General features: G+C 69.5%; 25 protein-coding genes. 21 read left to right on the top strand and 4 right to left on the bottom strand.

Annotation, left to right across the window (positions count from 1 at the left end):
* Genes BLW75_RS13545 through BLW75_RS13520 form a run of 6 tightly spaced genes read left to right on the top strand, consistent with a single transcriptional unit; the run spans position 1 to position 4,355 of the window.
* Complete coding sequence (locus tag BLW75_RS13545; protein ID WP_034316405.1) at positions 1-435, top strand: CD225/dispanin family protein; 435 nt, start codon at positions 1-3, stop codon at positions 433-435.
* Between the two features lie 55 nt (positions 436-490).
* The gene (gene recO, locus BLW75_RS13540) at positions 491-1,252 is read left to right on the top strand and encodes a DNA repair protein RecO (RefSeq protein WP_034316406.1); all 762 of its coding nucleotides are present in this window, start codon (positions 491-493) and stop codon (positions 1,250-1,252) included.
* A gap of 39 nt (positions 1,253-1,291) precedes the next feature.
* On the top strand, positions 1,292-2,113 hold the full coding sequence (locus tag BLW75_RS13535; RefSeq protein ID WP_034316407.1) for an isoprenyl transferase: 822 nt from the start codon (positions 1,292-1,294) through the stop codon (positions 2,111-2,113).
* A 34-nt stretch (positions 2,114-2,147) separates the two neighbouring features.
* A complete protein-coding gene (locus tag BLW75_RS13530; RefSeq protein ID WP_034316408.1) occupies positions 2,148-2,570 on the top strand; it encodes a hypothetical protein in 423 nt (140 codons plus the stop codon).
* Between the two features lie 37 nt (positions 2,571-2,607).
* Positions 2,608-3,624: a permease gene (locus BLW75_RS13525; RefSeq protein WP_034316409.1), complete on the top strand. Its 1,017-nt coding sequence runs from the start codon at positions 2,608-2,610 to the stop codon at positions 3,622-3,624.
* Positions 3,621-4,355 (top strand): TIGR03943 family putative permease subunit, encoded by a 735-nt coding sequence (locus tag BLW75_RS13520; protein WP_034316410.1) that lies wholly within the window; start codon positions 3,621-3,623, stop codon positions 4,353-4,355. Before BLW75_RS13525 ends, BLW75_RS13520 begins: the two co-directional genes overlap by 4 nt.
* 16 nt (positions 4,356-4,371) lie before the next feature.
* Here the strand turns inward: BLW75_RS13520 and BLW75_RS13515 are convergent, their stop codons facing one another.
* A complete protein-coding gene (locus tag BLW75_RS13515; RefSeq protein WP_034316411.1) occupies positions 4,372-4,785 on the bottom strand; it encodes a Fur family transcriptional regulator in 414 nt (137 codons plus the stop codon).
* A gap of 2 nt (positions 4,786-4,787) precedes the next feature.
* Complete coding sequence (locus tag BLW75_RS13510) at positions 4,788-5,171, bottom strand: ArsR/SmtB family transcription factor (RefSeq protein ID WP_034316446.1); 384 nt, start codon at positions 5,169-5,171, stop codon at positions 4,788-4,790.
* A gap of 261 nt (positions 5,172-5,432) precedes the next feature.
* Between BLW75_RS13510 and BLW75_RS13505 the strand changes: the two genes are divergently transcribed.
* The 12 genes from BLW75_RS13505 (at position 5,433) to BLW75_RS13450 (ending at position 18,428) form a co-directional block, all read left to right on the top strand.
* Complete coding sequence (locus BLW75_RS13505) at positions 5,433-6,503, top strand: hypothetical protein (protein ID WP_034316412.1); 1,071 nt, start codon at positions 5,433-5,435, stop codon at positions 6,501-6,503.
* A gap of 7 nt (positions 6,504-6,510) precedes the next feature.
* Positions 6,511-7,143 carry a class F sortase gene (locus BLW75_RS13500; RefSeq protein ID WP_034316413.1) on the top strand — a complete coding sequence of 211 codons (633 nt, stop codon included), beginning with the start codon at positions 6,511-6,513 and terminating at the stop codon, positions 7,141-7,143.
* 87 nt (positions 7,144-7,230) lie between these two features.
* Entirely contained in the window at positions 7,231-7,893 is a 663-nt protein-coding gene (locus BLW75_RS13495) for a class F sortase (protein WP_034316414.1), read from the top strand.
* Positions 7,894-7,984: 91 nt separating this feature from the next.
* A complete protein-coding gene (locus BLW75_RS13490) occupies positions 7,985-9,373 on the top strand; it encodes a glycine--tRNA ligase (RefSeq protein ID WP_034316415.1) in 1,389 nt (462 codons plus the stop codon).
* A gap of 447 nt (positions 9,374-9,820) precedes the next feature.
* Positions 9,821-10,738 (top strand): ABC transporter ATP-binding protein, encoded by a 918-nt coding sequence (locus BLW75_RS13485; RefSeq protein ID WP_034316416.1) that lies wholly within the window; start codon positions 9,821-9,823, stop codon positions 10,736-10,738.
* The gene (locus BLW75_RS13480; protein WP_034316417.1) at positions 10,735-11,463 is read left to right on the top strand and encodes an ABC transporter permease; all 729 of its coding nucleotides are present in this window, start codon (positions 10,735-10,737) and stop codon (positions 11,461-11,463) included. Before BLW75_RS13485 ends, BLW75_RS13480 begins: the two co-directional genes overlap by 4 nt.
* A gap of 13 nt (positions 11,464-11,476) precedes the next feature.
* Positions 11,477-12,673: a sensor histidine kinase gene (locus tag BLW75_RS13475; protein ID WP_034316447.1), complete on the top strand. Its 1,197-nt coding sequence runs from the start codon at positions 11,477-11,479 to the stop codon at positions 12,671-12,673.
* Complete coding sequence (locus tag BLW75_RS13470) at positions 12,670-13,275, top strand: response regulator transcription factor (protein WP_034316418.1); 606 nt, start codon at positions 12,670-12,672, stop codon at positions 13,273-13,275. Before BLW75_RS13475 ends, BLW75_RS13470 begins: the two co-directional genes overlap by 4 nt.
* 32 nt (positions 13,276-13,307) lie before the next feature.
* Entirely contained in the window at positions 13,308-13,961 is a 654-nt protein-coding gene (locus tag BLW75_RS13465) for a YdcF family protein (protein WP_034316419.1), read from the top strand.
* 39 nt (positions 13,962-14,000) lie between these two features.
* Positions 14,001-15,269, top strand: coding sequence for a deoxyguanosinetriphosphate triphosphohydrolase (locus tag BLW75_RS13460; RefSeq protein ID WP_034316420.1), 1,269 nt, complete (start codon positions 14,001-14,003; stop codon positions 15,267-15,269).
* Positions 15,270-15,542: 273 nt separating this feature from the next.
* Positions 15,543-16,619, top strand: a complete 1,077-nt coding sequence (locus BLW75_RS13455; protein ID WP_034316421.1) for a serpin family protein — start codon at positions 15,543-15,545, stop codon at positions 16,617-16,619.
* 9 nt (positions 16,620-16,628) lie between these two features.
* Positions 16,629-18,428, top strand: a complete 1,800-nt coding sequence (locus BLW75_RS13450; protein WP_034316422.1) for a hypothetical protein — start codon at positions 16,629-16,631, stop codon at positions 18,426-18,428.
* On the opposite strand, the gene BLW75_RS13445 is transcribed toward BLW75_RS13450, so the two are convergent.
* The gene (locus BLW75_RS13445; protein WP_034316423.1) at positions 18,418-19,653 is read right to left on the bottom strand and encodes an aldehyde dehydrogenase family protein; all 1,236 of its coding nucleotides are present in this window, start codon (positions 19,651-19,653) and stop codon (positions 18,418-18,420) included. The genes BLW75_RS13450 and BLW75_RS13445 overlap by 11 nt on opposite strands.
* Before the next feature lie 175 nt (positions 19,654-19,828).
* Between BLW75_RS13445 and BLW75_RS13440 the strand changes: the two genes are divergently transcribed.
* Positions 19,829-20,395, top strand: coding sequence for a carboxymuconolactone decarboxylase family protein (locus BLW75_RS13440; protein WP_034316424.1), 567 nt, complete (start codon positions 19,829-19,831; stop codon positions 20,393-20,395).
* Positions 20,396-20,456: 61 nt separating this feature from the next.
* On the opposite strand, the gene BLW75_RS13435 is transcribed toward BLW75_RS13440, so the two are convergent.
* The gene (locus BLW75_RS13435) at positions 20,457-21,395 is read right to left on the bottom strand and encodes a sigma-70 family RNA polymerase sigma factor (RefSeq protein ID WP_034316425.1); all 939 of its coding nucleotides are present in this window, start codon (positions 21,393-21,395) and stop codon (positions 20,457-20,459) included.
* A 45-nt stretch (positions 21,396-21,440) separates the two neighbouring features.
* Between BLW75_RS13435 and dnaG the strand changes: the two genes are divergently transcribed.
* Together dnaG and BLW75_RS13425 are read left to right on the top strand one after the other, a co-directional pair.
* Positions 21,441-23,348: a DNA primase gene (gene dnaG, locus BLW75_RS13430; RefSeq protein ID WP_034316426.1), complete on the top strand. Its 1,908-nt coding sequence runs from the start codon at positions 21,441-21,443 to the stop codon at positions 23,346-23,348.
* Positions 23,349-23,350: 2 nt separating this feature from the next.
* On the top strand, positions 23,351-23,863 hold the full coding sequence (locus BLW75_RS13425) for a hypothetical protein (RefSeq protein ID WP_034316427.1): 513 nt from the start codon (positions 23,351-23,353) through the stop codon (positions 23,861-23,863).
* The last annotated feature ends 6 nt before the right edge of the window (positions 23,864-23,869 follow it).

The raw sequence follows: 23,869 nt of genomic DNA, 5'->3' as shown, positions 1-23,869 counted from the left end.
ATGACCAACCCCTACGGCCAGCAGCAGCCCTACGGACAGCAGCCTGGCTATGGGCCGCCCTCCGGTGGCATGCCCGCTCCCTACGGTCAGCCCGCTCCGTACGGCCAGCCTTCCCCTTACGGCGCACCGGGCGGTATGCCGGGTGGCGGTGGCGACATCAACGCCATCAAGGACTACAAGGGCTGGGCGATCGGCTGCATCTTCCTCTGCTGGATCATCGCGATCTTCGCGATCATGAAGTCCAACGAGGTCAACACGTACAAGATGCAGGGCAACTACGCCGCCGCCGCGGACGCGTCACGGTCGACGCGGACCATGTGCATGATCGCGTCGATCATCGGCGGCGTCGGCTGCCTGTTCGGCATCGTGATGATCATCATCTCGATCGTCGCGGCTTCGACGGCCACGTACAGCTGCTACGGCAGCTACTGCTGATTTCGATTCCGGGGCGCACCACCCCGATGTCGGTCCCGGGTGGGACGATGTCGGGGTGGTGAACCTCTATCGCGACACCGGAGTGGTGTTGCGGACGCACAAGCTGGGTGAGGCCGACCGGATCGTCACCCTCCTCACGCGGCGGCACGGCAAGGTCCGTGCGGTCGCGAAAGGCGTGCGTCGGACGTCATCGCGCTTCGGGGCGCGGCTGGAGCCGTTCGGCCACGTCGACGTCCAGTTCTACACCGGCCGCTCGCTCGACGTGATCACCCAGGTCGAGACGGTCGACGCCTTCGCCCTGCCCCTGGTGGCCGATTACCAGCGCTACACCGCCGCGAGCGCCATCGCCGAGACGGCGGACCGGTTGTCCGCCGAAGAGGGCGAGCCGGTGCTCAAGCTCTACATGCTCGTCGTCGGAGCCCTTCGCGCGCTCGCGGGCGGGGAACGGGACAGTTCCCTCATCCTCGACGCCTTCTTCCTGCGGGCCATGGCCTACGCCGGCTGGGCGCCCGCCATCACCGAATGCGCCCGCTGCGGCCTGCCGGGGCCGCACAAGGCGTTCAGCGTGTCCGCCGGCGGCTCGATGTGCCCGAATTGCCGAGTTCCCGGCTGTGTCCACCCCTCCCCGGAGGTGCTGACCCTGCTCGCGGCGCTGCTGCACGGCGAGTGGCCGGTGGCCGAGGCTTCGCAGCCGGTGCCGCGGCGGGACGCGTCCGGCCTGGTCGCGGCCCATCTGCAGTGGCATCTGGAGCGTCAGTTGCGGTCGCTGCCGCTGGTGGAGAGGCGTGCGCGGGAGACCAGCACGCAGGCGCAGTAGGGTCGCAGGCACAGGTTCGCTCGATCGGGAGGCTCGAAGGTGCTGCGCAGGGGACGCGAGAACAAGGCGTCACAATTCGAACTTCGCGCGCCGGAGCCGCATCCGTCCGGTGCCCGGCCGCCGGAGATCCCCAAGGAACTCCTCCCGAAGCATGTGGCGCTGGTGATGGACGGCAACGGCCGCTGGGCCAACCAGCGGGGACTGCCGCGGATCGAAGGCCACAAACGCGGCGAAGCGGTGATGATCGACGTCGCCAGCGGTGCCGTGGAACTGGGCGTCAAATGGCTGTCGGTGTACGCGTTCTCCACCGAGAACTGGAAGCGGAGCCCGGAGGAGGTCCGTTTCCTGATGGGCTTCAACCGCGACACCATCCGTCGCCAGGTCGACTACCTCGGTTCGATCGGCGTCCGCATCCGCTGGGCGGGCCGCCGCCCCAAGCTGTGGGCGAGCGTCATCAAGGAACTGCAGGTCGCCGAGGAGAAGACCAAGCACAACACGGCGCTGAACATGACCATGTGCGTCAACTACGGCGGCCGCGCCGAGCTGGGCGACGCCATGCGGCGGATCGCGCAGGACGTCGCCGACGGGAAGCTGAACCCGGACAAGGTCACCGAGAAGACCATCGGGAAGTACCTGTACCAGCCCGACATGCCGGACGTGGACCTGTTCCTGCGGCCGTCGGGGGAGCAGCGCACGTCGAACTTCCTGCTCTGGCAGTCGGCCTACGCCGAGATGGTCTACCAGGACACGCTCTTCCCGGACTTCGACCGCACCCACCTGTGGCGGGCCTGCCTCGAGTTCGCGAAACGGGACCGCCGGTTCGGCGGGGCCATCGACAAGGCTTCGGAAGGAACCTCATGACTCCCGCCGACGTACTTTTTCCCGCGGAGGCGGCATGAATACCGAGGCGGCGGATACGGCGGCCCTGCTCACCTCCGCGCGGGAAGCCCTTGAGCGCTATCTCGAAGTCCACGTCGACGACGACGGCGCGCTGACCTTCTCGCACGCGGACGTCCCGTGCGTCATCCAGGCGACCCGGCTGGCCGAAGGGCTGACCGTGCTGAGTCTGACCTGCGTCGTCGCCTGGGACCTGCCGGACGACCCGGCGATCGCGGCCTCGGCGGCCGAACGCGCCGGTCAGGGCCTGTTCGGGACGCTCGGTGTCGTGCGCTCGGAGAAGGGCATCGACATCACGCTGAGGTACGCCTTCCCGGCCGAGGGCATGGAACCCTCGCCGCTCGGAACGCTGCTCATGCTGGTCGTCTCGACGGCGTCGCAGCTGCGTTCGGACCTGCTGGGGACCGCTCCCGGGGAGTGACCGCCGGAACGCTGGGTCACCTGGCATCATCGCGCGCATGGAAACCATTTCCAGGAGCGCCCCGGAGCGGAAGCCCGCCCGGCGGTTCAAGATCACCTCGATCGAGGTGCTCTGCGCGATCCTGCTGATCGCGATCCTCGGGCAGAGCTGGCTCCAGCAGGTGTTCGACGTGCCCGCGCTGCGGACCGGCTCGACGGTGTTCGTCGCGGTCTGTGTGCAGGCGTTGCCGTTCCTGGTGCTCGGGGTGCTGATCAGTGGCGCGATCGCGGCGTTCGTGCCCGCGCGGGTACTGGAGAAGGTGCTCCCTCGCCGGGCCGGTGCGGCCGTCGGTGTCGCCGGGCTGGCCGGGGTCGCGCTGCCGGGTTGTGAGTGCGCGTCGGTGCCGGTCGCCCGGCGGCTGATCGGCCAGGGTGTCGCGCCCGCGGCCGCGCTGACGTTCCTGCTGGCCGCACCCGCGGTGAACCCGGTGGTGCTGGTCGCCACCGCGGTGGCGTTCCCCGGGAACCCGGAGATGGTGTTCGCCCGGTTCGCCGGTTCGCTCGCCACGGCGATGGTGATGGGCTGGCTGTGGGCGAAGTGGGGCAAGCTCGACTGGATCGCGGAGCGCGCTCTGCGGCGTCTTCCCGAGGTCCGGCACGGTTCGCGCTGGAAGACCTTCGCCGAGACCGCGCGGGCGGATCTGGTCGAGGCGGGCGGTTTCCTCGTGCTCGGCGCGATGATCGCCGCCGCGATGAACGTCCTGGTACCCGCGAAGTGGTTCGGAGTTCTGGGGGAGCAGATCGTGCTCGGCGTGCTGGTGATGGCCGTGCTCGCGGTCGTGCTGGCGCTGTGCAGCGAGGCCGACGCCTTCGTCGCCGCGTCGCTGACCGCGATGCCGCTGCTGCCGAAACTGGTGTTCCTGGTGGTCGGGCCCGCGATCGACGTGAAGCTGTTCGCGCTGCAGACCGGCACCTTCGGCAAATCGTTCGCCCTGCGGTTCGCGCCCGTGACGTTCGTCGTCGCGCTCAGCTGCGCGGTCGTTTCGGGCACGCTGATCCTCGGAGGTGGCGTGTGAAACGCGAGACCCAGAACATCCTGCTGATCCTGCTCGGCGGGGCGCTGCTCAAGATCACGATCAACGGCGACTACCTGCGGTACGTCAAACCCGCGCAGCAGCCGTGGATCATTGCCGGCGGCGCGGTGATGGTCGCGCTCGGCGCGGTCGCGATCGTCCGGGACCTGCTGGCCGCCCGCGCGACCGCCGCTGCCGCCGTCGTGTCCGGGGACGTCCACGCGCACGACCACAACACCCGGTCGGCCTGGCTGCTGATGGTGCCGGTGCTGGCCGTGTTCCTGGTCGCGCCGCCCGCGCTCGGCGCCGACTCGGTGAACCGCACCGAGGCCAGGGCGCCGCAAAGCGCTTCGGCGAGTAACGCGGCCGCCTTCCCGCCGCTGCCCGCCGGGGACGTGGTCCCGTTGGAGGTCAACGAGTTCGTCAGCCGGGCGGGCTGGGACTCCAGCGGCTCGCTGAACGGGCGGACGGTGCGGCTGTCCGGGTTCGTGGTGCACAACGAGGGCAACACGATGCTGGCCAGGATGGTGATCGGCTGCTGTGCCGCCGACGCCTACCCGATCACCGTGCGGATGGTGGGCGAGGGCGCGTCGGGGTTCGGGGACGACACCTGGCTGGAGGTCACCGGGACGGTGGTGCCGGGGACCGCGGTGCGGGAGAACAGCTACATGCCGGACTTCACGCTCACCTCGGTGCGGCAGGTGCCGGCGCCGAAGGACCCGTACGAGTACTGAGGAGACGCACAGCCCGTCAGTGGTTGGAGCAGGTCCCGACGATCTCCACGGTGTGGCTGATGTCGGAGAAGCCGTGCTCCGAGGCGATCTTCTCGGCCCACCGCTCCACGGCCGGCCCCTCGACCTCGACGGTGCTGCCGCAGATCCGGCACACCAGGTGATGGTGGTGATGCGACGAGCAGCGCCGGTAGATGGCCTCGCCGGTGTCGGTGCGCAGGACGTCGATCTCGCCGGCCTCCGAGAGCGACTGCAGCGTCCGGTACACCGTGGTGAGCCCGATCCCGTCGCCGCGTTTGCGCAGCTCGTCGTGCAGTTCCTGGGCGGAACGGAAGTCGTCGATCTCCTTGAGCAGCTCGACCACGGCGGCCCGCTGTTTCGTCGACCGGCGTCCCGGCACCGGCGCGGAACTGTTGGCCGTCGTCGGACTCATGCTCACTTCCCCTCCTGAACGTGGGCTACGGCGTCCACCACGATATGCGCAAGGTGATCGTCGACCAGCCGGTACACCACCTCACGGCCGCGTCGCTCACCCTGTACGACACCCGCGGTCTTCAGCACCCGCAGATGCTGGCTGATCAGCGGCTGCGCGACATCGAGCGTGTCCACCAGTTCGTGGACGCACCGGTCCGCGTCACGCAGTTGCAGCACGATCGCGATGCGCACGGGTGCGGCGAGTGCCCGGAGCAGGTCGCCGGCGTCCGCGAGGACGGCGGGCGAGGCCGACACGGCGGGTTCGGCGGGGGGACGGGCCGACGAATGCGGTCCGGGGTCTTCCGTGAGGCCCGGGGCGGCCGACTCCGGGGTCACCGTAGCCATCGCCGCCTCCATGTCCATCATGATTTCCGAAGTCATTGCCAGTAACAGTCCTGTCCATCTTAGTGTTCCCGCCCCCGGGTGGTCTGTTCGCCGACCGGGCGACCACTCGGGGGCGGCGTTACTGCGCCATTCGGGTGAGTTCGCGAAGAAATGACCATTCCACTTCGCATGTCGTCGCCAACGGTGCAAGGTTGTCGCGGAGCGTTTCGTCGCTTCACGCTGACGACCGCGCTCTGAAAGCCCGAGAGGCAGTGGGGAGACATGACTCGTTTCGTGACGAAGCTGGCCGCCGCGACGGCGGCCTTCGCTTTGGTGTCGGTTCCGGGGCTCGCCTCGGCGCAGACGACGCAGGCCGTCGATGAGAAGACCGGCCCCGTGTCGTTCGCGAACGTGGCGTCGGTACGCATCGGGAACCCGGGATCGCTGATCACCGAGACCCAGCGTTCGCCGTTGACCCCCGGCCAGTCGAAACTCTCCCCGGACCGCACCGTCGTCCCGCGTGACGCCGGCGAGCAGAGCACCCTCGGTGACAAATGGGCCATCAACCTGGGCCGCTACGGCGCGCCGAGCCCGTTCCCGGCCGGGATCGCCAGCCGCGATCACAACGTGGTCGCCGCGCTGCAGCAGACCACGGTCCCGACGGCGGTCGCGGAAAGCAACTACGCCCTGATCGACAACGGGCGCGGCGGCGCGAAGCCGATCGACAACACCGTGCTGGTACTCGAAGGCGCGAAGAGCTCGGTCGACTGTGCCGCGCCGGGCAAGGCGACGTCGTCGACGAGCGTGGGCAAGATCTGGGTGCGGGACCAGAACGGCGACCTCAAGCCGTCCGGCGCTTCGGGTATCGACGTCAAGGGACTCAAGCTCGGCCCGCCGTCGATGGTCAAGAACGAGAGCCTCAGCAAGGACAAGACCACCTCCGACCTGACCGTCTCCCGCGTGACCGCCTTCGACCAGCTCATCCGGCAGGACGGCTGGCGCGCCGGTGACGTGACCGCGGTCGCGGGCTGGAAGGTGGACGTCGTCACGCACGTGCGTGACGAGGAGGGCAAGGATCTGCGCGAGGCCCGCACGACGGTCGTGCTCGGCGGCGTGAGCTGCGGGATCCCGAGGAACTTCGTGGCGAAGCCCGCCGGCGGTACGGGACCGGGCGCGGCACCCGCGCAGCCCGCGGTGCCGGGGACGGTGCCCGCGGGCGGTATCCCGCCGCAGACCGCGGACTCGACGCGGACCGTGGTCGGGCTCGGGCTGCTGGGCGGTGGCATCGTGATCGGCGCCGCGGCCATGCTGCTGCTCCGCCGTCGCAAGCCCGTGCCGGTGCGGGAGAAGTAGCGGCCCCGTGCGGTCCTGGCTGGCGGGACTGTCCGCCGTCGTCACCGCGCTCGCCATCTCAGCGGGCGTGATCGTGCTGACCTGGATCCCGCCGGAACCGGCGGCGATCCCGGTCGTGGAACCCGCGGTCATGCCGGGTGAGGACGGCGCACCACTGGCACTGCCCGCCGACAGCGCGAAACGGGGGCAGCGGCCCGGCACCATCCGCTTGCCCGAAGGCGGGTCGGCGAAACTCGTCCGCTCCGAGGTCACCTCCCAGGGCGTCCTCCCGATCCCGCGCGGACTCGGCGACGCGGCGTGGTGGGGTGCGCGGCTCGGCGCCGAAGCGGGAACGTCGCTGATCTCCGGGCACGTCAACTGGGGCGGCGTCAAAGGGCCGTTCGACGAGCTGTGGCGGATGCGCGAAGGCCAGGAAGTGGCCGTCAGCGACGCGGCGGGCGGCATCTGGGTCTATCGCGTGCGCGAGGTCGTCACCGTGCACAAGAACGACCTGCCCGCGCAGGCGGCGAAGCTGTTCGCGCAGAGCGGGCCGCACCGGCTGGTGCTGGTCACCTGCGGCGGCGACTACCTCGGGGGTACGGACGGCTACCGGGACAACCGGGTGATCGTCGCGACTCCCGTTTCCGGGCCGCCCGCCTGAAATCGGTGCAACCTCTTTCCGCTCGCGTCGCGTGTCTAGCGACACCGGCCGCTCCGGCGGCTTGACGCGAGCAAGGAGTAATACCCGATGGTGGGACAGTTCGACGACAGAACGGCGAGCGAGGAGCAGCCGAAAAAGCGCTCCAGCCTGGGGTTGATCCTCATCGGCGCCGCGATCTTCGTGGTGGCGGCCGTGGTCGCGGTGCTGATTTTCACCGGGACGAGTGATCCGGTCGTCGCGGCCGCCCCCGGCCAGGCGGACACGTCGACGGGACAGCAGGCGCAGGCCCCGGCCGACACGGGACAGGCGCCCGGCACGGTCCGGCTCCCCGGCGGCGGCACGGCGAAATTGATCCGCAAGGAACTGACCGCGGACGGGACCCTCCCCATCCCCGAGGGTCTCGACGAAGCCACCTGGTGGGGCGCGAAACTGGGCGCCGACCAGGGCGCTTCCCTGCTTTCCGGCCATGTGAACTGGAAGGGGGAGAAGGGCCCGTTCGACGAACTGTGGCGGCTCAAGACCGGCCAGCAGGTCGACGTCGTCGACACCGACGGCGGCAAGTGGGTCTACAAGATCGGCGAAGTCGTCACCGTGCACAAGACGAAGCTCGCCGAACAGTCGGAGAAGCTGTTCGGACCGGACGGGCCGCACCGGCTGGTGCTGGTCACCTGCGGCGGCGAGTACGTCGGCGGGACCGACGGTTACGAGGACAACCGCATCGTCACCGCCTCGTTGGTCAGCAGGCCCTGAGCGGTCCGACCTCGCCGGAGGTCGTGCGGGGACGGGCGGTTAGTCTGGTCCTTCTAGTCCATACCCGTCCCCGCATGCTTCGGAGCGTGGAGTGCCCGCCAACACCATTGAGACCGTCGTCAGCCTGTGCAAGCGTCGAGGCTTCGTTTTCCCGTGTGGAGAGATCTACGGCGGTACCAAGTCGGCGTGGGACTACGGGCCCCTCGGTGTCGAACTCAAGGACAACATCAAGCGCCAGTGGTGGAAGACCGTCGTGCAGAGCCGCGACGACGTCGTCGGCCTCGACTCCTCGGTGATCCTGCCGCGCCAGGTGTGGGTCGCGTCGGGTCACCTCGACGTCTTCACCGACCCGCTGATCGAATGTCTGTCCTGCCACAAGCGTTTCCGCGCCGACCAGCTGGCCGAGGACTTCTCCGCCCGCTCGGGCAAGGAGGTGTCCGAGGACGACCTGTCCGAGGTGCCGTGCCCGAACTGCGGCACCCGCGGGCAGTACACCGCGCCGCGTGACTTCAACATGATGCTCAAGACCTACCTCGGCCCGGTCGAGTCCGAGGAAGGCGTGCACTATCTCCGCCCGGAGACCGCGCAGGGCATCTTCATCAACTTCCTCAACGTGCAGACCGCGGCGCGCAAGAAGCCGCCGTTCGGCATCGGCCAGATCGGCAAGTCGTTCCGGAACGAGATCACGCCGGGCAACTTCATCTTCCGCACGCGCGAGTTCGAGCAGATGGAGATGGAGTTCTTCGTCGAGCCGGGCGAGGACGAGACCTGGCACCAGTACTGGATCGACGCGCGCACCGAGTGGTACAAGGACCTCGGGATCAAGGCGGACAACCTCCGCCTCTACGAGCACCCGAAGGAAAAGCTCTCCCACTACTCGAAGCGCACCGTCGACATCGAGTACCGCTTCGCGTTCAACGCGGGCCAGGAATGGGGCGAGCTCGAAGGTATCGCGAACCGCACCGACTTCGACCTCACGACGCACTCGAACCACTCCGGCGTCGACCTGTCGTTCTTCGACCAGGCCACGAAGCAGCGGTTCCGCCCGTTCGTCATCGAGCCCGCGGCCGGTGTCGGCCGATCGATGATGGCGTTCCTCGTCGACGCCTACCACGAGGAAGAGGTGCCGAACGCCAAGGGCAGCACCGACACCCGCGCGGTGCTCAAGCTGGACTACCGGCTCGCGCCGTTCAAGGTCGCCGTGCTCCCGTTGTCGCGCAACGCCGACCTCACGCCGAAGGCGCGCGACGTCGCCGCGGCGCTGCGCAAGCACTGGAACGTCGACTTCGACGACGCCGGCGCGATCGGCCGCCGCTACCGGCGCCAGGACGAGATCGGGACGCCGTACTGCGTCACCGTCGACTTCGATTCGCTCAACGACCACGCGGTGACCGTGCGGGAGCGCGACACCATGGCGCAGGAGCGGGTCGCGATCGACAAGCTGGAGTCCTACCTGGCGGGGCGCCTGATCGGCGCCTGAGTTCCGGCTGGCAAGTACGTGAAGGCCCCCTTCATTGCGTTAGGCGCAGTGAAGGGGGCCTTCACGTACTTGCCTTCGCGTGACTGGATGGACGACACGCGTGATCAGGCGGACGGCACGTGTGATCAGGCGGACGGCACGCGTGATCAGGCGGACGACACGGTCGCGACCGGGCTCCGGCGCGAGTCGTCCGTCTGGACACGTGTGCCGTCCGTCCAATCACGCGTGCCGTCCCTTCAAACACGCGTGTCGTCCCTTCAAGCATGCCGAACCGCTTGCCCAGGCTTCGCCGGCGTTGCGAAAGCCACTTTCGCAACGTTGAAGGTTGCGAAAGTGGCTTTCGCAACGCCGCCACCGGCGCCGCGACCCCCACCCCTGACAACTGTCACCCCCAGGTCGTGACGCTCGACCCACGCCTCGGACGGCCGAGCGCGACAAGCTTCGAACATGCGAGAACAAGACATCACCGCGGGGGCGGCGGTCCGGCTTTCCGGGCTGCGTAAGCACTACGGCGACGTCCACGCCGTCGACGGCGTGGACCTGACGATCGCGCCGGGCGAGGTGGTCGCCCTCCTCGGCCCCAACGGCGCGGGCAAATCCACCACGGTCGACATGATCCTGGGGCTCTCGAAACCCGATGCCGGCACCGTGACCGTCTTCGGGCGCGAGCCCGGCGACGCGGTCGGCGACGGGATGATCGGCGCGATGCTGCAGGGCGGCGCGCTCGTCGAGGATCTCACGGTCGCCGAAACCGTCGGCATGGTCGCGGCGCTGCACCGCGAGCCGATGCCCGTGCGCGAGGCGTTGCGCCGCGCCGGGATCGAGGACATCGCGCACCGGCGCTCCACCAAGCTTTCCGGTGGGCAGAAGCAGCGCGTGCGGTTCGCCGTCGCGCTCGTGAGCGACCCCGATCTGCTGATCCTCGACGAGCCGACGGCCGCGATGGACGTAGGCACGCGCCGCGAGTTCTGGAAGTCCATGTACGAGTACACGAACTCCGGTCGCACGGTCCTGTTCGCGACCCACTATCTCGAAGAGGCCGAAGAATTCGCCGACCGTGTCGTGCTGATGCGGTCGGGGCGGATCGTCGCGGACGGTTCGGTCGCGCAGGTCCGCGCGCTGGCCGGGGGACGCACGATCCGCGCGGTCGTGCCCGCGGCGGCGGAACCGGTGATCGCGGCGCTGCCCGCGGTCACCGGATGCGAACTCCGCGCCGGCCGCGTGGCGATCTCCAGTTCCGATTCCGACGCGACGCTGCGGGCGCTGCTGGCCCACGTGCCCGAAACGCGCGACATCGAGATCAGCGCCATCGGCCTCGAAGGCGCGTTCCTGTCCCTGACCACCAGCGAGGAAGCCGTCCGATGAACCCGACCTACCTCAAGACCGAGATCGTCCGCACCTTCCGCTCGACCAGGTTCGTGCTCTTCGCCGTCGCCTTCCCGGTACTGATGTTCCTGTTGCAGGCCAACGTTTTCGTTGCCGGTGATGCGAGCTTCGCCGGCGTGATCATGGTCAACATGATGGCCTTCGGGGCCTTCTCCGCCGCGATGACGAGCGGCGCGAAACTCGCCATCGAGCGGTCCACCGGCTGGCAGCGCCAGCTGCGGCTGACCCCGCTGACCGGAGCCGGTTACCTCGGCGGCAAGGCGCTGTCGGCGATGCTCGTCGCCCTTCCGTCGCTGCTCGTCGTCCCGCTGGTCGGCGTCCTCTTCCAAGGCGTCCACCTCGACGCCACCGGCTGGCTGCGGCTCGTGGCGGGCATCTGGCTCGGGGCGATCCCGCTGGTGCTGCTCGGCCTCCTGCTCGGCCAGTTCGGCACGCCGGAGTCGATGCAGCCGCTGAACATGATCGTCATGATGGGCATGGGTTTCCTCGGCGGCCTGTGGATCCCGATCGACGGGATGCCGTCGTGGATGGCCGACATCGCCCAGGCGACGCCGACGTACTGGCTGATCCAGCTGGTCCGCCCGGTCGTCACCGACCAGCTCACGGTGAGCCTCCCGGCCGCGCTGGGCGTGCTGGCGGCGTGGACCGCGGTCCTCGGGGCGCTCGTGATCAGGCGTTACCGTAAGGACAGTGCGCGGGTCTGAGAAGGGTGAACCGGTGAACGAGTACCCGGGCAGGGTGAAGACGGGTTTGGACAACCGGGAGAACTGGTGGTCGGACATGCCGCCGCGGACCGGCGGCGGACCGAAGCCGGCGAAGTGGGCGGTGCTCGGCACCGCCTTCGTCCTGCCGAGTTTCATTCCCACGGTGATCGAGCTGACCACCGACGGGATCACCGCGGAAGAGCTGGTGATCGCCGGTTTCCTGCTCGCCTACGGCGCCTGTTATCTGCTGTTCCCGCTCGTTCTGCGGCCTTCCCGGCGGAAGACGACCTACGTCTTTTCGGGGGTGATGCTGCTCATCGGCCTCATCCTGGTCTTCCTGCACGACAACAACCCGTACATCCTGATCTACGCCACCGCGGTGCTGGCCTTCACACTGCCGCCGGCGTGGGCGGTGATCCTGGACGGCGGCGCCCTGCTGCTGGTGCTGGCCGTCCACCTGGCCGTCGGGAAGGACGACCTCGGTGATCTGGTGGCGGTCGCGTCGATCACGGCGGCGATGTTCTTCATGGCGAACCTGGTCCGCGCGGTGCGGAAACTGGAGGCGGCGAACCAGGAGATCGCGACGCTCGCGGTGGCGGGCGAACGCGAGCGCCTGGCGCGGGATCTGCACGACATCCTCGGCCACAGTCTCACCACGATCACGGTCAAGGCCGGGCTCGCCCGCCGGATCCTGGAGAGCGGCAAGGACGACTCCCGGGCGCTGCAGGAGATCCGCGAGGTCGAGGGGCTGACCCGCAGCGCGCTCTCGGACATCCGGGCCACGGTCTCCGAATATCGCGAGGTGTCGCTGTCGGCGGAGGTCGCCGGGGCACGGGCGGCGTTGCGGGCGGCGGAGGTCGACGCGGATCTGCCGCACGCGGTGGACAACGTCGATCCCGCCCTCCAGCGCACTTTCGGTTACGTGCTGCGGGAAGCGGTCACCAACGTGATCCGGCATTCCGGGGCGAAACGGGTGAAAGTCCGCTTCGGCAAGACCTGGCTGGAAGTCGAGGACGACGGTGAAGGCGGCGACGCGACGGCGGGGAACGGCCTGCGCGGGCTCGCCGAACGGTTGGACGCGGTCGGCGGGACCTTGACCGCCACCACGCCACCTGGGGGAGGATGGCTCGTCCGGGCGGAGGTACCCGAGTCCGCCTTGCGGAGCGGCGTGCTCGCGCCACTCTCCGAACCCACTGGAGGCCGCGCGTGATCCGGGTCCTGCTCGCCGACGACCAGGCGATGGTGCGCGGGGCGTTGGCCACCGTGCTCGGCCTCGAAACCGACATCGAGGTGGTCGCCCAGGTCGGCTCGGGCGACGAAGTGCTCCAGCGGGCGAAGGAGACCGCCCCGGACGTCGCGCTGATCGACGTCCAGATGCCGGGCAAGGACGGTCTCGAAGCCGCCGCCGAACTGCACGGCGCGCTTCCGCTGTGCCGGATCATCATCTGCACCACCTTCGGCAGGCCCGGTTATCTCTCGCGGGCGATGGCCGCGGGTGCCGCGGGATTCGTCGTCAAGGACGCTCCGCCGGAGCAGCTCGTGGACGCCGTCCGCAGGGTCCACGGCGGGCTCCGGGTGGTCGATCCCGCGCTCGCCGCCGAATCGCTCGCCACCGGCGCGAGCCCGCTCACCGGGCGCGAACACGACGTCCTCCTGGCCGCCAAGGACGGGAGCACGGTGGCCGACATCGCCCGTGCCCTGCACCTTTCCGAAGGCACCGTGCGCAACCATCTTTCGGCCGCGATGGGCAAGACCGGGGCGAGGACCCGGGCCGAAGCGGTGCGGCTCGCGGAAGAGCACGGCTGGCTCTGAGATCGACTCCCCGCTCTGCGAGAATCACCCGTGTGAGTACCGCCGAACGGACGAAGCCGACTTGCGCGAACTGGGTGCGCCGGATCGTGGCGGGGTTCCTGCTGGTCGTCGTCGCGGTGATCGGCGGAACGGCGTTCCGGGTCTGGCAGGTCGCGCGCGAGGACGTGCGCGACCGGGCCGACGTCATCGTGGTGCTCGGCGCGGCCCAGTACAACGGCAGGCCGTCGGAGATCTTCCAAGCCCGGCTGGCCAAGGCGAAGACGCTGTACGACCAGGGCGTGGCGAAGGTGATCGTCACCGCGGGCGGCAAGAAGGCGGACGACAACTACACCGAGGCGCACGCGGGCGCGCAGTGGCTGCGCAAACGCGGGGTACCCACGTCGGCGACGCTGCCGGTCGGCGAGGGCAGCGACACCCTGCGGAGCCTCCGCGCGGTCGCCGAGCAGGTGCAGAAACGGGGCTGGAAGACCGCTGTGCTGGTCAGCGACCCGTGGCACTCGTTCCGGGCGCGGGTGATGGCCGACGACCTCGGGCTCGAGACCTGGACGTCGCCCACCCATCGGGGCCCGATCGTGCAGACCCGCGAGACGCAGGCGCGCTACATCGTCCGCGAGACCGGCGCGCTGCTGTACTACCGCCTGACGAAGTCGCCGGCGGACAGTCTGTTCGGTACCGGCGAGGTCTGACGCCCGATAAGTGTCGGTGAGCACGTTTAGTCTGGTCGGGTGGACACCTACACCGAGGCCGACAGGGCGCGCCTGCTGCCCGAGCGGCCCAAGGCCGCGGCGTTGGAAGGCGCCGCGGACGGGCGGAGTGCCTTCGCCCGTGATCGCGCCCGAGTGCTGCACTCGGCCGCTCTGCGCCGGCTGGCGGGCAAGACCCAGGTGGTCGGCCCGGGCGAAGGTGCCGAGGTCAGCGGTGTGCCCCGCACGCGGCTGACGCATTCGCTGGAGGTCGCCCAGATCGGCAGGGGCATCGCGGACGAGCTGGGCGCGGACCCGGATCTGGTGGACACCGCCGGCCTCGCGCACGACATCGGGCATCCGCCGTTCGGGCACAACGGCGAGCGCGCGCTGAACGAGGTCGCCCAGCCGTGCGGTGGTTTCGAGGGCAACGCGCAGACGTTGCGGATCCTGACCAGGCTGGAGCCCAAGGTCCTGCTCGAAGGCGGGGTCGTCGGCGGGCTGAACCTCACCCGCGCCTGTCTCGACGCCTCGATGAAGTACCCGTGGCGACGGGAAGAAGGCAATCCGAAGTACGGCGTCTACGCCGACGACGCCGAGGTGTTCGCGTGGGTCCGGGAAGCAGCGCCGGAGCGTCGCACCTGCCTGGAAGCGCAGATCATGGACTGGTCCGACGACGTCGCCTATTCCGTGCACGACGTCGAAGACGGGGTGCTGGCGGGCCGGATCTCGTTGCGGGTGCTGGCCGACGCGGAGGAACGCGCGGCGGTGGCCGAGGCGGCGCGAAGGTTTTCGAACCGGTCCCAGTCCACTTTGGAGGGTGCGGCGAAGGAACTGCTCGACCTGCCGGTGGTCGCCGAGCTCAGCGAACCGGGGCTCGACGGATCGCTCAAGGCGCAGGTCGCGTTGAAACGGCTGACGAGTGAGCTGGTCGGCCGGTTCGCGACGGCGGTCGTCGGCGCGACACGGGAGGTGTACGGCGAAGGGCCGCTGAGCCGTTACACCGCGAAGCTGGTCATTCCGGAGCAGGTCGCGGCCGAGGTCGCGTTGCTCAAGGCGCTCGCGCTGCGGTACGTGATGAGCGACAAGCGGCGTCTCGCGATGCAGGACGGCCAGCGCCAGATGCTCGCCGAGCTGGTCGTCGCGCTGTGCCGCCGCGCGCCCGATTCGCTGGACGGCCTGTTCCTGCCCGCGTGGGAGGCCGCCTCGGACGACGCGGCCCGGCTGCGCGTGGTCGTCGACCAGGTGGCGTCGCTCACGGACGCGCAGGCGTACGCGTGGCACGCCTGGCATACGGGCCGCCACGGCTGAGAAGCCCGGACCGCCGGCTCACCGTGCCCCGGCGAAGGTTGCGAAAGCCACTTTCGCAACGTTGAAGGTTGCGAAAGTGGCTTTCGCAACGTCGGCGGAGCCGGGGAAACGGTGATCGGCCCAGGGCCGCCGAGCATGTCGCGAAAGCCACTTTCGCGACGTCTGGTGTCCCGAAAGTGGCTTTCGCGCCATGCCACCCCGGCGCCGCCGCTCGGACAAGGCGGAACTTTCGGACAGGAGACGGGCGGGCCCGTCCACGGTACGGTCTGCGGCATGGGCGCTGTCGAAAGCCACCTCCGGTTTGGTCTGGACCTCTATCGGGTGCTGGCGAGCCGCACGGAGAACGCGTGCTTCTCGCCGTACTCGATCGCGAGCGCGCTCGGCCTGGTGACGCAGGCCGCCAAGGGGAAGACCAGAGAAGAGCTGATCGCCCTGCTCGGCGAACCGGACGAGCTCGCCGACCTGCTGGGCAAGGCCTCGTCGCTGCTCGACGACGGCCCGGAACTCGCGGTCGCGAACACGCTCTGGGCCTGGGACGGGCTGCCGCTCGAGGATTCCTTCCGCGCGGAACTGGCCACCTGGCCGGGCGGGAAGGTCGAAAGCGCCCCGTTCGGTGACGATCCGGAGGCCGCGCGACGGCTGATCAACGCCGACGTCGCCGAGGCCACCCGCGAGCTGATCCCCGAACTGCTGAAGCCGGGGACCGTCGCGCCCGACACCGTCGCCGCGATCGTCAATGCCCTGTATCTCAAAACCGCCTGGACCAATCCGTTCTCGAGTGACAACACCGCGCCCGCGGACTTCCATGCGCCGTCCGGCACCCGTACGGTGCCGACGATGTGGCTCGAAAAGCAGCTCGACCACACCCACGAGGACGGCTGGCAGGCCGTCCGTCTCGGTGCCGAGGGCGGAGTGGAGGCGATCGTCTTGCTGCCGGACGGTGACCTCGACGACGCCGAGCTCGACGCGGGCAAGCTGGCGCGGCTGCTGGAGAACACGCGGTCCAAGACCATCGCCCTGTCGCTGCCGAAACTCGACCTCGACGTCGACAGCCCGCTGACGGCGAAACTCCAGGACCTCGGCGTCCGGACGATGTTCACCGCCGACGCCGACCTCACCGGGCTCGCCGACGACGACCGGCTCGAAGTGTCCGAGGTCGTCCACCAGTCCGTGCTCCGCATCGACGAGCAAGGCCTCGAAGGTGCCGCCGCGACGGCGGTGCTGATGCGGCTGACGTCGCTCATCGTCGACGAACCCCTGGAAGTCGCCGTCGACCGGCCCTTCCTTCTGCTCGTCAGGCATGCCTCGACGGGTGTGATCTACTTTCTCGCCCGCGTTGTCGAGCCGTGAGGACGGTCCGTGAGTCTTTTCCAGGCTGAGGCGGAGGTGGAAGCCGAGAAGACTCCCACGAGCCCCCGCCGGTTCGCCGCCGCCGACGCCGCCATCATGGGCGGCTTCCTGCTGTTCGCCTTCCTGCTCTACAACGGGCTCTGGCTCGACCTCAAGGAGGGCTATCTCTGGAACAGCGCGTCGGACCAGAACCTGTGGGAGTGGTTCTTCTCCGTCACCGCGGACAACGTGCTGCACCTGAGGAATCCGCTCAGCACGCATTTCCAGAACCATCCGCTCGGCGTGAACCTGATGGCCAACACGGCCATGCTCGGCATCGGCATCCCGCTCTCGCCGGTCACGCTCACCTTCGGCCCGACGGTCACCTGGGCCATCGCGCTCACCGGCGGGCTCGCCGGCACCGCGGCCGCCTGGTACTGGGTGTTCTCGCGGCATCTGGTCACCCACCGGGTCGGTGCGGCCATCGGCGGCGCGTTCGTCGGCTTCGCCCCGCCGATGATCTCGCACGGCAACGCACACCCGAACTTCGTCGCGTGGTTCGTCCTGCCGTTCATCGCGCTGCTGGTCTTCAAGATCGCCCGCGGCGAACGCCCCGTCCGCAACGGGATCTTCCTCGGCCTGCTGGCGGCGTACCAGATCTTCCTCGGTGAGGAACCGCTGCTGATCTTCGCGATGGCGTTCGCGATCTTCGCCATCGCCTACTTCGCGACGAACCACCGCGAGTTCCCGCCGATGGCTAAACCGCTGGGGATCGGCGTCGGCATCGGGGTCCTCGTGGCGCTCGTGCTGTGCGCTTTCCCGCTGTGGTGGCAGTTCTTCGGCCCACAGAGCTATCAGGCGATCGAACACGGCCCGGTCGGGAACGACACGGCCGCGTTCACCCGGTTCGCGACGCAGTCGGTCGCCGGGCAGCCGCAGGCCGCCGCGGACGTGTCGATGAACCGCACCGAGGAGAACGCCTTCTTCGGCTGGCCGTTGATCGTGCTGATGGTGGTCATCACCGTGTGGCTGTGGCGCGAGGCGTTCGCGCGGGCGCTGGCGATCTCGATGTTCGTGATGGCCTGGCTTTCGCTCGGCGTGCAGATCATCGTGGTGCACGAGGAAACCGGGATCCCGGGACCGTGGAAGCTGTTCTCGGAACTGCCGCTGTTCGAGTCGCTGCTGGAATCGCGGCTCGCGATGGGCTGCATCCCGCTGATCGGCGCCTTGCTGGCACTGGCGACCGAACGCGTCCACGCGGTCGCCTCGAACCTCCCCGAAGTGCCAGGAGAGCGGCGATTCCCGTTGCGGCTGCTGTGGATCGGTGTCGTCATCGCGGTCCTGCTGCCGATCGCGCCGACACAGCTGATCGTGAAGGACCGGCCGCCGACACCGAGGTTCCTCGCCGACGGCACCTGGCGGAGCTACGTCGCGCCCGGCGGGACCGTGGTGCCCGTGCCGTTGCCGAGCTCCGGCGAATCCGAACCACTGCACTGGCAGATCGACGCGGGACTCGGCTATTCGATGCCGGAAGGATACTTCGTCGGGCCGAGCGGCCCCGACGACAAACGCGGCCGCTACGGCGCCATCCAGCGGCCGACGTCGATCATCTTCGACCAGATCAAGCAGACCGGGGTGCCGGCGACGATCACCGAGTCGCAGCGGGTGCAGGCGCTGGAGGATCTGCGGTACTGGAACGCCGACGTGCTCGTGCTGATCCCGCGCGAACACCAGGACGCCTTCCGGACCACAGTGGACCTGCTGCTGCGGAAGCCCGCCGAGTTCGTCGACGGCGTCTGGGTGTGGGACGTCCGGACGATCACTCCCTGAGGCCGGCGCGGCTCGCGGACCACCGCGAGCCCACCGGCATCGCCAGGTGCGCGTTGACCCGGACCGTCCGGCTGCCGAGCCGGGCCGCGACTTCGGCGGCGTAGTCCTCGTCCGCGCCCCACACCGAACCGCACAAGCCGCCCGGCGTGGCGTTCGCCAGCCCGACCGCTTCGTCCACTGTGGAGCATCGGACGACCGGCAGTACCGGGCCGAACTGTTCCTCGGTCACGACTCGCATCCCGTCGTGCGCGTCGGCGAGGATCGCCGGGGCGAAGAAGTAGCCGGGCCCGTCGAGCGGCCCGCCGGTCACGATCCGCGCGCCGTCCGCCCGCGCCTCGTCGGTGAGACCGGTGACGCGGTCGAACAGCGGCCGGTTGTTCACCGGGCCGAGCTGTGTCCCGGGGGTCCGTCCGTCGCCGACCACGACCCGCGCAGCCACGGCCGCCAGTGCCTCTACGACGCCGTCGTAGACGGGACCGATGGCGTAGACCCGCTCGACCGCCACGCCGATCTGGCCGCAGTTGGCGAAAGCGCTCCAGAAGAGCCGTTCCGCGATCGCGGCCGGATCGGTGCCGGGGAGGACGATCGCGGGATCGTTGCCGCCCAGTTCCAGCGTCAGCCGCCGCCATTCCGGTGCGGCCGCCATCCGCTTCCCGGTGTCGGCAGAGCCGGTGAAGTCGACCTGCCGGATCCCGGGATGGGCGAGCAGGCACTCGCCGAGAGGGTCCCGTCCGGTGAGCACGGTCAGCACTCCCGGCGGCAGCACCTGCGCCAGCATCCGGCCGAGGTGCAACGTGGTGAGCGGGGTGCGCGGCGACGGCTTGAGCACCACCGTGTTCCCGGCGGTGAACGCCGGCGCGAGTTTCGCGACGGCCGACTGCACGGGGAAGTTCCAAGGTGTGATCGCGGCGACCGGTCCATCGCCGTCGGCCCGCGGTTCCGGCCTCAGCCCCGCGAAGTACCGGAACCGCGAGGCCGCTTCGGCGAACTCGGCTTCGGCCTCGTGAAGCGGTTTTCCCTGCTCTTCGGAGAGGACGGGGGCCAGCACGGGCGCGGCCTCCTCGACGACGACCGCGCACGATGTCAGCGCCGCGTGCCGGTCCGAGACGTGCCAGGCGGGCCATGCCCTGGCGGCGGCGCGGACCGCTTTGTCGACCTCGGCGGGCCCGCAGTCGGGGACGGCCGTGATCCGTAGTCCGGTGGCGGGGTCCTCGACGGCGAGCATCGATCCTCCTCGGGGCCGACTCGTCAGTCTACCGTCGATGATCGACTGGGGGTTCCGGCGAAAAGGCGAAATCGAGGCCCCGACCGGCCGCGTGGCGCGCGTCACCGGAGTCACTGTCACGTCCTCGCGGGCCGTCTCGTCCCTTCGGTGATCGCAACCGCACGAGGAGGACACCATGCCGCGTATTCCCGCCGTGAAGACCGCCGAGGCCGGCTTCCTGCTGAAGCTGTTCTACAAGTTCGCCGGCAAGCGCTTCGGCGCCGTGCCCGAGCCGATGGCCGTCTACGCGCACCACCCGGCGCTGCTCCGGGCGAACGGCATGCACGAAATGATGGCGGAGAAGGCCAGCAAGACGCTGCCGCCGAACGTGCGCGAGCTGGCCGTGTACCGCGTCGCGACCCAGCTCGGCTGCTCGTGGTGCATCGACTTCGGGACCATGCTGCAACTGCACGAAGGCCTCGACATCGAACGGCTGAAGAACATCGACGACTACGCGAAGTCGCCCGCCTTCACGCACCAGGAACGGCTCGCGCTCGCGTACGCCGACGCGATGACCGCGAGCCCGGTGACCGCCACCGACGAGCAGGTCGCCGAGCTGGAACGCGAGTTCGGCCGTAAGGGCGTCATCGAGCTGACGTACCAGATCGGCCTGGAGAACATGCGTGCCCGGATGAACAGCGCGCTCGACATCACCGCGCAGGGCTTCACCTCGGGCGACGCCTGCAAGATCCCGCTTCCCTGAAAAACTCCCGCGTTCAGTCCTCTGAATGCGCTCCGGGGCGCATTCAGAGGACTGAATGCGGTCAGGGGCCGACGCGGGTCCGCGCGGTGGTGAGCTTGTCCGGGTTCGCCATGTCGTAGATCGCGACGATCTTCCCGTCGCGGATGACGAACGCGTCGACGTGTTCGTCGAGCGCCCGGTACCCCTCGGAGGCCGCCTGCGGCGGGATGTAGAGCCCGAGGTCGCCGTTGACCAGCGCGGGCCTCGCCTGTTCGATGCCGGCCGGGTCGTACATCCGCATGAGGCCCTGGAACAGCCGGGTGACCTTGTCGAACCCGGCGACCGTGTGCACCGCCGTGCGCGCCTTGCCGCCGCCGTCGCCGACGAGGACGACGTCGGGATGCAGGACCTCGGCCACCGCCTGGATGTCGCCGGTGAGCATCGCGGTCATGAACTTCTCGATGATCTGCTGCTGCTCGGCGAGCGCCGTCCGGGGCGGCGGATCGGCGTCCGCGACCGCGCGGCGTCCGCGGGAACCGTGCTGGCGCGCGGTTTCCGGCGTGCAGCCCAGGATCTCGGCGATCTCCCCGAACGGCACCGAAAACGCGTCGTGCAAGACGAACGCGACGCGCTGTTCCGGCGTCAGCCGGTCGAGGACCACCATCGCCGCCATGCGCATCCCGTCGTCGCGGACGGCGACGCTCAGCGGATCCTCCGACGACGGCGTGCCCAGCGGGCCGAGGACGGGTTCGGGCAGCCATTCGCCGACGTACCGTTCGCGGCGCACCACCGCGGACCGCAGCCGGTCGAGGCAGATCCGGCTGACGACGGTGGTCAGCCAGCCCTTGTGGTCTTCGATGGCCGAGCGGCGCTGGTCGTCCAGGCCGCTCAGGCGCAGCCACGACTCTTGGACCGCGTCCTCGGCGTCGGACAGCGTGCCGGTCAGCCGGTAGGCGACCGACACCAGATGGGGGCGCAGCGCGGCGAAATTCCCGGCGAGTTCGTCCAGGGCGGTGCTCATTCCCCGAGTGTGCCGCACAGCGCCCGAAGAGGACGGCCTAGAGTGATGAGCGTGGCAGGACGGATTCGGGAGAGCGACATCGCGGAGGTGCGCGAGCGCAACCGGATCGACGAGGTCATCGGTGACTACGTGGCCCTCCGCAACGCCGGCGGCGGCAGCCTGAAAGGGCTTTGCCCGTTCCACAACGAGAAGACCCCGTCGTTCAATGTGCGCCCCACCCACGGCACGTTCCACTGCTTCGGCTGTGGCGAAGGCGGTGACGTGATCAAGTTCATCCAGAAGATGGACCTGATCTCGTTCGTGGAAGCCGTCGAGCGCCTCGCGGATCGCGTGGGGTTCCGGCTGACCTACGAAGGCGGCGGCGGAAGCGTCCAGCGTGATCGCGGCACCCGCGCCCGGCTGATCGAGGCGCACCGCGCGGCGCAGGAGTTCTACGCCGAGCAGCTGCTCACCCCGGACGCGCGGGCGGCGCGGGACTTCCTGTCCGAACGCGGTTTCGACGCGGCCGCCGCGCAGACGTTCGGCTGCGGGTACGCGCCGGCGGGCTGGGACAAGCTCACGAAGCATCTGCTCAACCGCGGGTTCGAGGTCAAGGAACTGCTCACGGCCGGCCTGGCCAAGGAGGGGCAGCGCGGGCCGATGGACCGGTTCAACCGGCGGCTGCTCTGGCCCATCCGCGACGTCGGCAACGAGGTGGTCGGGTTCGGCGCGCGGCGCCTGTACGACGACGACCGCGTCTCGGCGAAGTACCTGAACACGGCGGAATCGCCGATCTACAAGAAGTCGCAGGTGATGTTCGGCCTCGACCTGGCCAAACGCGAGATCGCGAAGCGGCACCAGGTCGTCGTCGTCGAGGGTTACACCGACGTGATGGCGATGCACGCCGCCGGTGTCCCGACGGCCGTCGCGTCGTCGGGGACGGCGTTCGGCGAGGACCACATGAAGGTCCTCCGGCGGCTGATGATGGACGACGACGCCTTCCGCGGCGAAGTGATCTTCACCTTCGACGGTGACGAAGCGGGCCAGAAGGCTGCGCTGAAGGCATTCGAGGGCGACCAGACCTTCGCCGGGCAGACCTACATCGCGGTCGCCCCCGACGGCATGGACCCCTGCGAACTGCGGCTCGCCAAGGGCGACGCCGCGGTGCGCGACCTGGTCGCGCGGCGGATCCCGCTGTTCGAATTCGCGATCAAGAGCATGCTCAAGGCGTTCGACCTCGACTCGGTCGACGGGCAGGTGGCGGCGCTGCAGAAGACCGTCCCGATGGTCGCGGGGATCAAGGACCGCGCCAGCCGCGACGGCTACGCGTCGAAACTCGCGTGGTGGGTCGGCTGGCAGGACGCGGCCCAGGTGGTGAACCGGGTACGCGGCAGCGCGGGCGCCGCGGCGAAACGTTCCGCCACCGTCGAGGTCCGTCGGCCCGCTCCCTCCTCGGCGGCGGCCGCCGCCGAGGAAGACCTGCCCAGGCCCGCTCCCGGCGACCCGCGGTTCATCGCGCAGCGTGAGGCGCTCAAGGCGGCGTTGCAGCAGCCGATGCTCGCCGGGGCGGAGTACGACGCGCTCCCCGAGGACGCTTTCACCCATCCGGTTTACGTCGCCATCCACAAGGCGTTGCTGTCCGCCGGGGGAGCGGGGTCCGGGCTGACCGGACCCGCCCTGCTCGACGCCGCCGCCCCGCACTGCCCGCAGGGGACGGTGCGGCGAGTGCTCAGCGAGCTTTCGGTGGAACCGTTGCGCGCCAAGGGCGAAGTCGACTCGCGCTACATCTCCGCGCAACTCGCGGCGGTGCAGGAAAGCCTCGTCGGCCGCCAGATCAACGAGATCAAGTCGAAGCTCCAGCGGCTTTCCCCGGTCGAGGCGCCGGACGACTACCGCGCCCTGTTCGGCGACCTCGTCGCGCTCGAGCAGTACCGGAAGGCGCTGAAGGAACAGGCCATCGGCGGATTGGACTGAGCATGGGCTGGCTGCGTCACCTGCTGGGTGACCGTGTCCCGGCGGATTTCGACGGATCGCTCGACGACGGCGAACACGTCGTCGGCGGCGCGGCGGTCGAGGGGGGCGGATACCTGCTGGTCACGGCGCTGGGACTGTGGATCCCGGGGCCGCGGCGGGTCGGCTGGCATCTGGTCGGCAAGGCCGCGTGGTCCGACGGGGTGCTGACCCTGACCGAATCCGAGGAGGCCGGGACGGCGGGGAACGCCGTGCTGCTGGCCGACAAGACCCCCGTCCGGTTCCGGCTGCCCAGGCCGGGCAAGGTCCCGATCCTGGTGCGGCAGCGGGTCGACGGCTCGGTCCGGGGACGGCACCGCAAGGACCTCGAAACCGGGGGAGCGTGGTTCGTCGAGCGCAAGGTCCCCGGTCAGGACGGCACGGTGCTGCAGGTGCGGCCCGATCCGGGCACCGACGTCGACGTCGTCAAGGCGATCGCCGAGGAAGCGGCCAGGAAGCTGGCGAAGCCCGGCGGCTAGCAGTAC

Source organism: Amycolatopsis lurida, assembly GCF_900105055.1.
In the GTDB taxonomy this organism is placed as follows: domain Bacteria; phylum Actinomycetota; class Actinomycetes; order Mycobacteriales; family Pseudonocardiaceae; genus Amycolatopsis; species Amycolatopsis lurida.
This window is presented reverse-complemented; position numbering and strand designations above follow the sequence as displayed.

Bases quoted from the DNA above. Each gene is read 5' to 3' on its own strand.
- BLW75_RS13425 (WP_034316427.1), top strand. From the start codon at position 23,351: ATGGGCTGGCTGCGTCACCTGCTGGGTGACCGTGTCCCGGCGGATTTC.
- BLW75_RS13525 (WP_034316409.1), top strand. From the start codon at position 2,608: ATGGAAACCATTTCCAGGAGCGCCCCGGAGCGGAAGCCCGCCCGGCGG.
- BLW75_RS13455 (WP_034316421.1), top strand. From the start codon at position 15,543: ATGGGCGCTGTCGAAAGCCACCTCCGGTTTGGTCTGGACCTCTATCGG.
- BLW75_RS13480 (WP_034316417.1), top strand. From the start codon at position 10,735: ATGAACCCGACCTACCTCAAGACCGAGATCGTCCGCACCTTCCGCTCG.
- BLW75_RS13515 (WP_034316411.1), bottom strand. From the start codon at position 4,785: ATGAGTCCGACGACGGCCAACAGTTCCGCGCCGGTGCCGGGACGCCGG.
- BLW75_RS13545 (WP_034316405.1), top strand. From the start codon at position 1: ATGACCAACCCCTACGGCCAGCAGCAGCCCTACGGACAGCAGCCTGGC.
- BLW75_RS13440 (WP_034316424.1), top strand. From the start codon at position 19,829: ATGCCGCGTATTCCCGCCGTGAAGACCGCCGAGGCCGGCTTCCTGCTG.
- BLW75_RS13505 (WP_034316412.1), top strand. From the start codon at position 5,433: ATGACTCGTTTCGTGACGAAGCTGGCCGCCGCGACGGCGGCCTTCGCT.
- BLW75_RS13510 (WP_034316446.1), bottom strand. From the start codon at position 5,171: ATGGCTACGGTGACCCCGGAGTCGGCCGCCCCGGGCCTCACGGAAGAC.
- BLW75_RS13435 (WP_034316425.1), bottom strand. From the start codon at position 21,395: ATGAGCACCGCCCTGGACGAACTCGCCGGGAATTTCGCCGCGCTGCGC.
- BLW75_RS13445 (WP_034316423.1), bottom strand. From the start codon at position 19,653: ATGCTCGCCGTCGAGGACCCCGCCACCGGACTACGGATCACGGCCGTC.
- BLW75_RS13495 (WP_034316414.1), top strand. From the start codon at position 7,231: ATGGTGGGACAGTTCGACGACAGAACGGCGAGCGAGGAGCAGCCGAAA.
- BLW75_RS13530 (WP_034316408.1), top strand. From the start codon at position 2,148: ATGAATACCGAGGCGGCGGATACGGCGGCCCTGCTCACCTCCGCGCGG.
- dnaG (WP_034316426.1), top strand. From the start codon at position 21,441: ATGAGCGTGGCAGGACGGATTCGGGAGAGCGACATCGCGGAGGTGCGC.
- BLW75_RS13485 (WP_034316416.1), top strand. From the start codon at position 9,821: ATGCGAGAACAAGACATCACCGCGGGGGCGGCGGTCCGGCTTTCCGGG.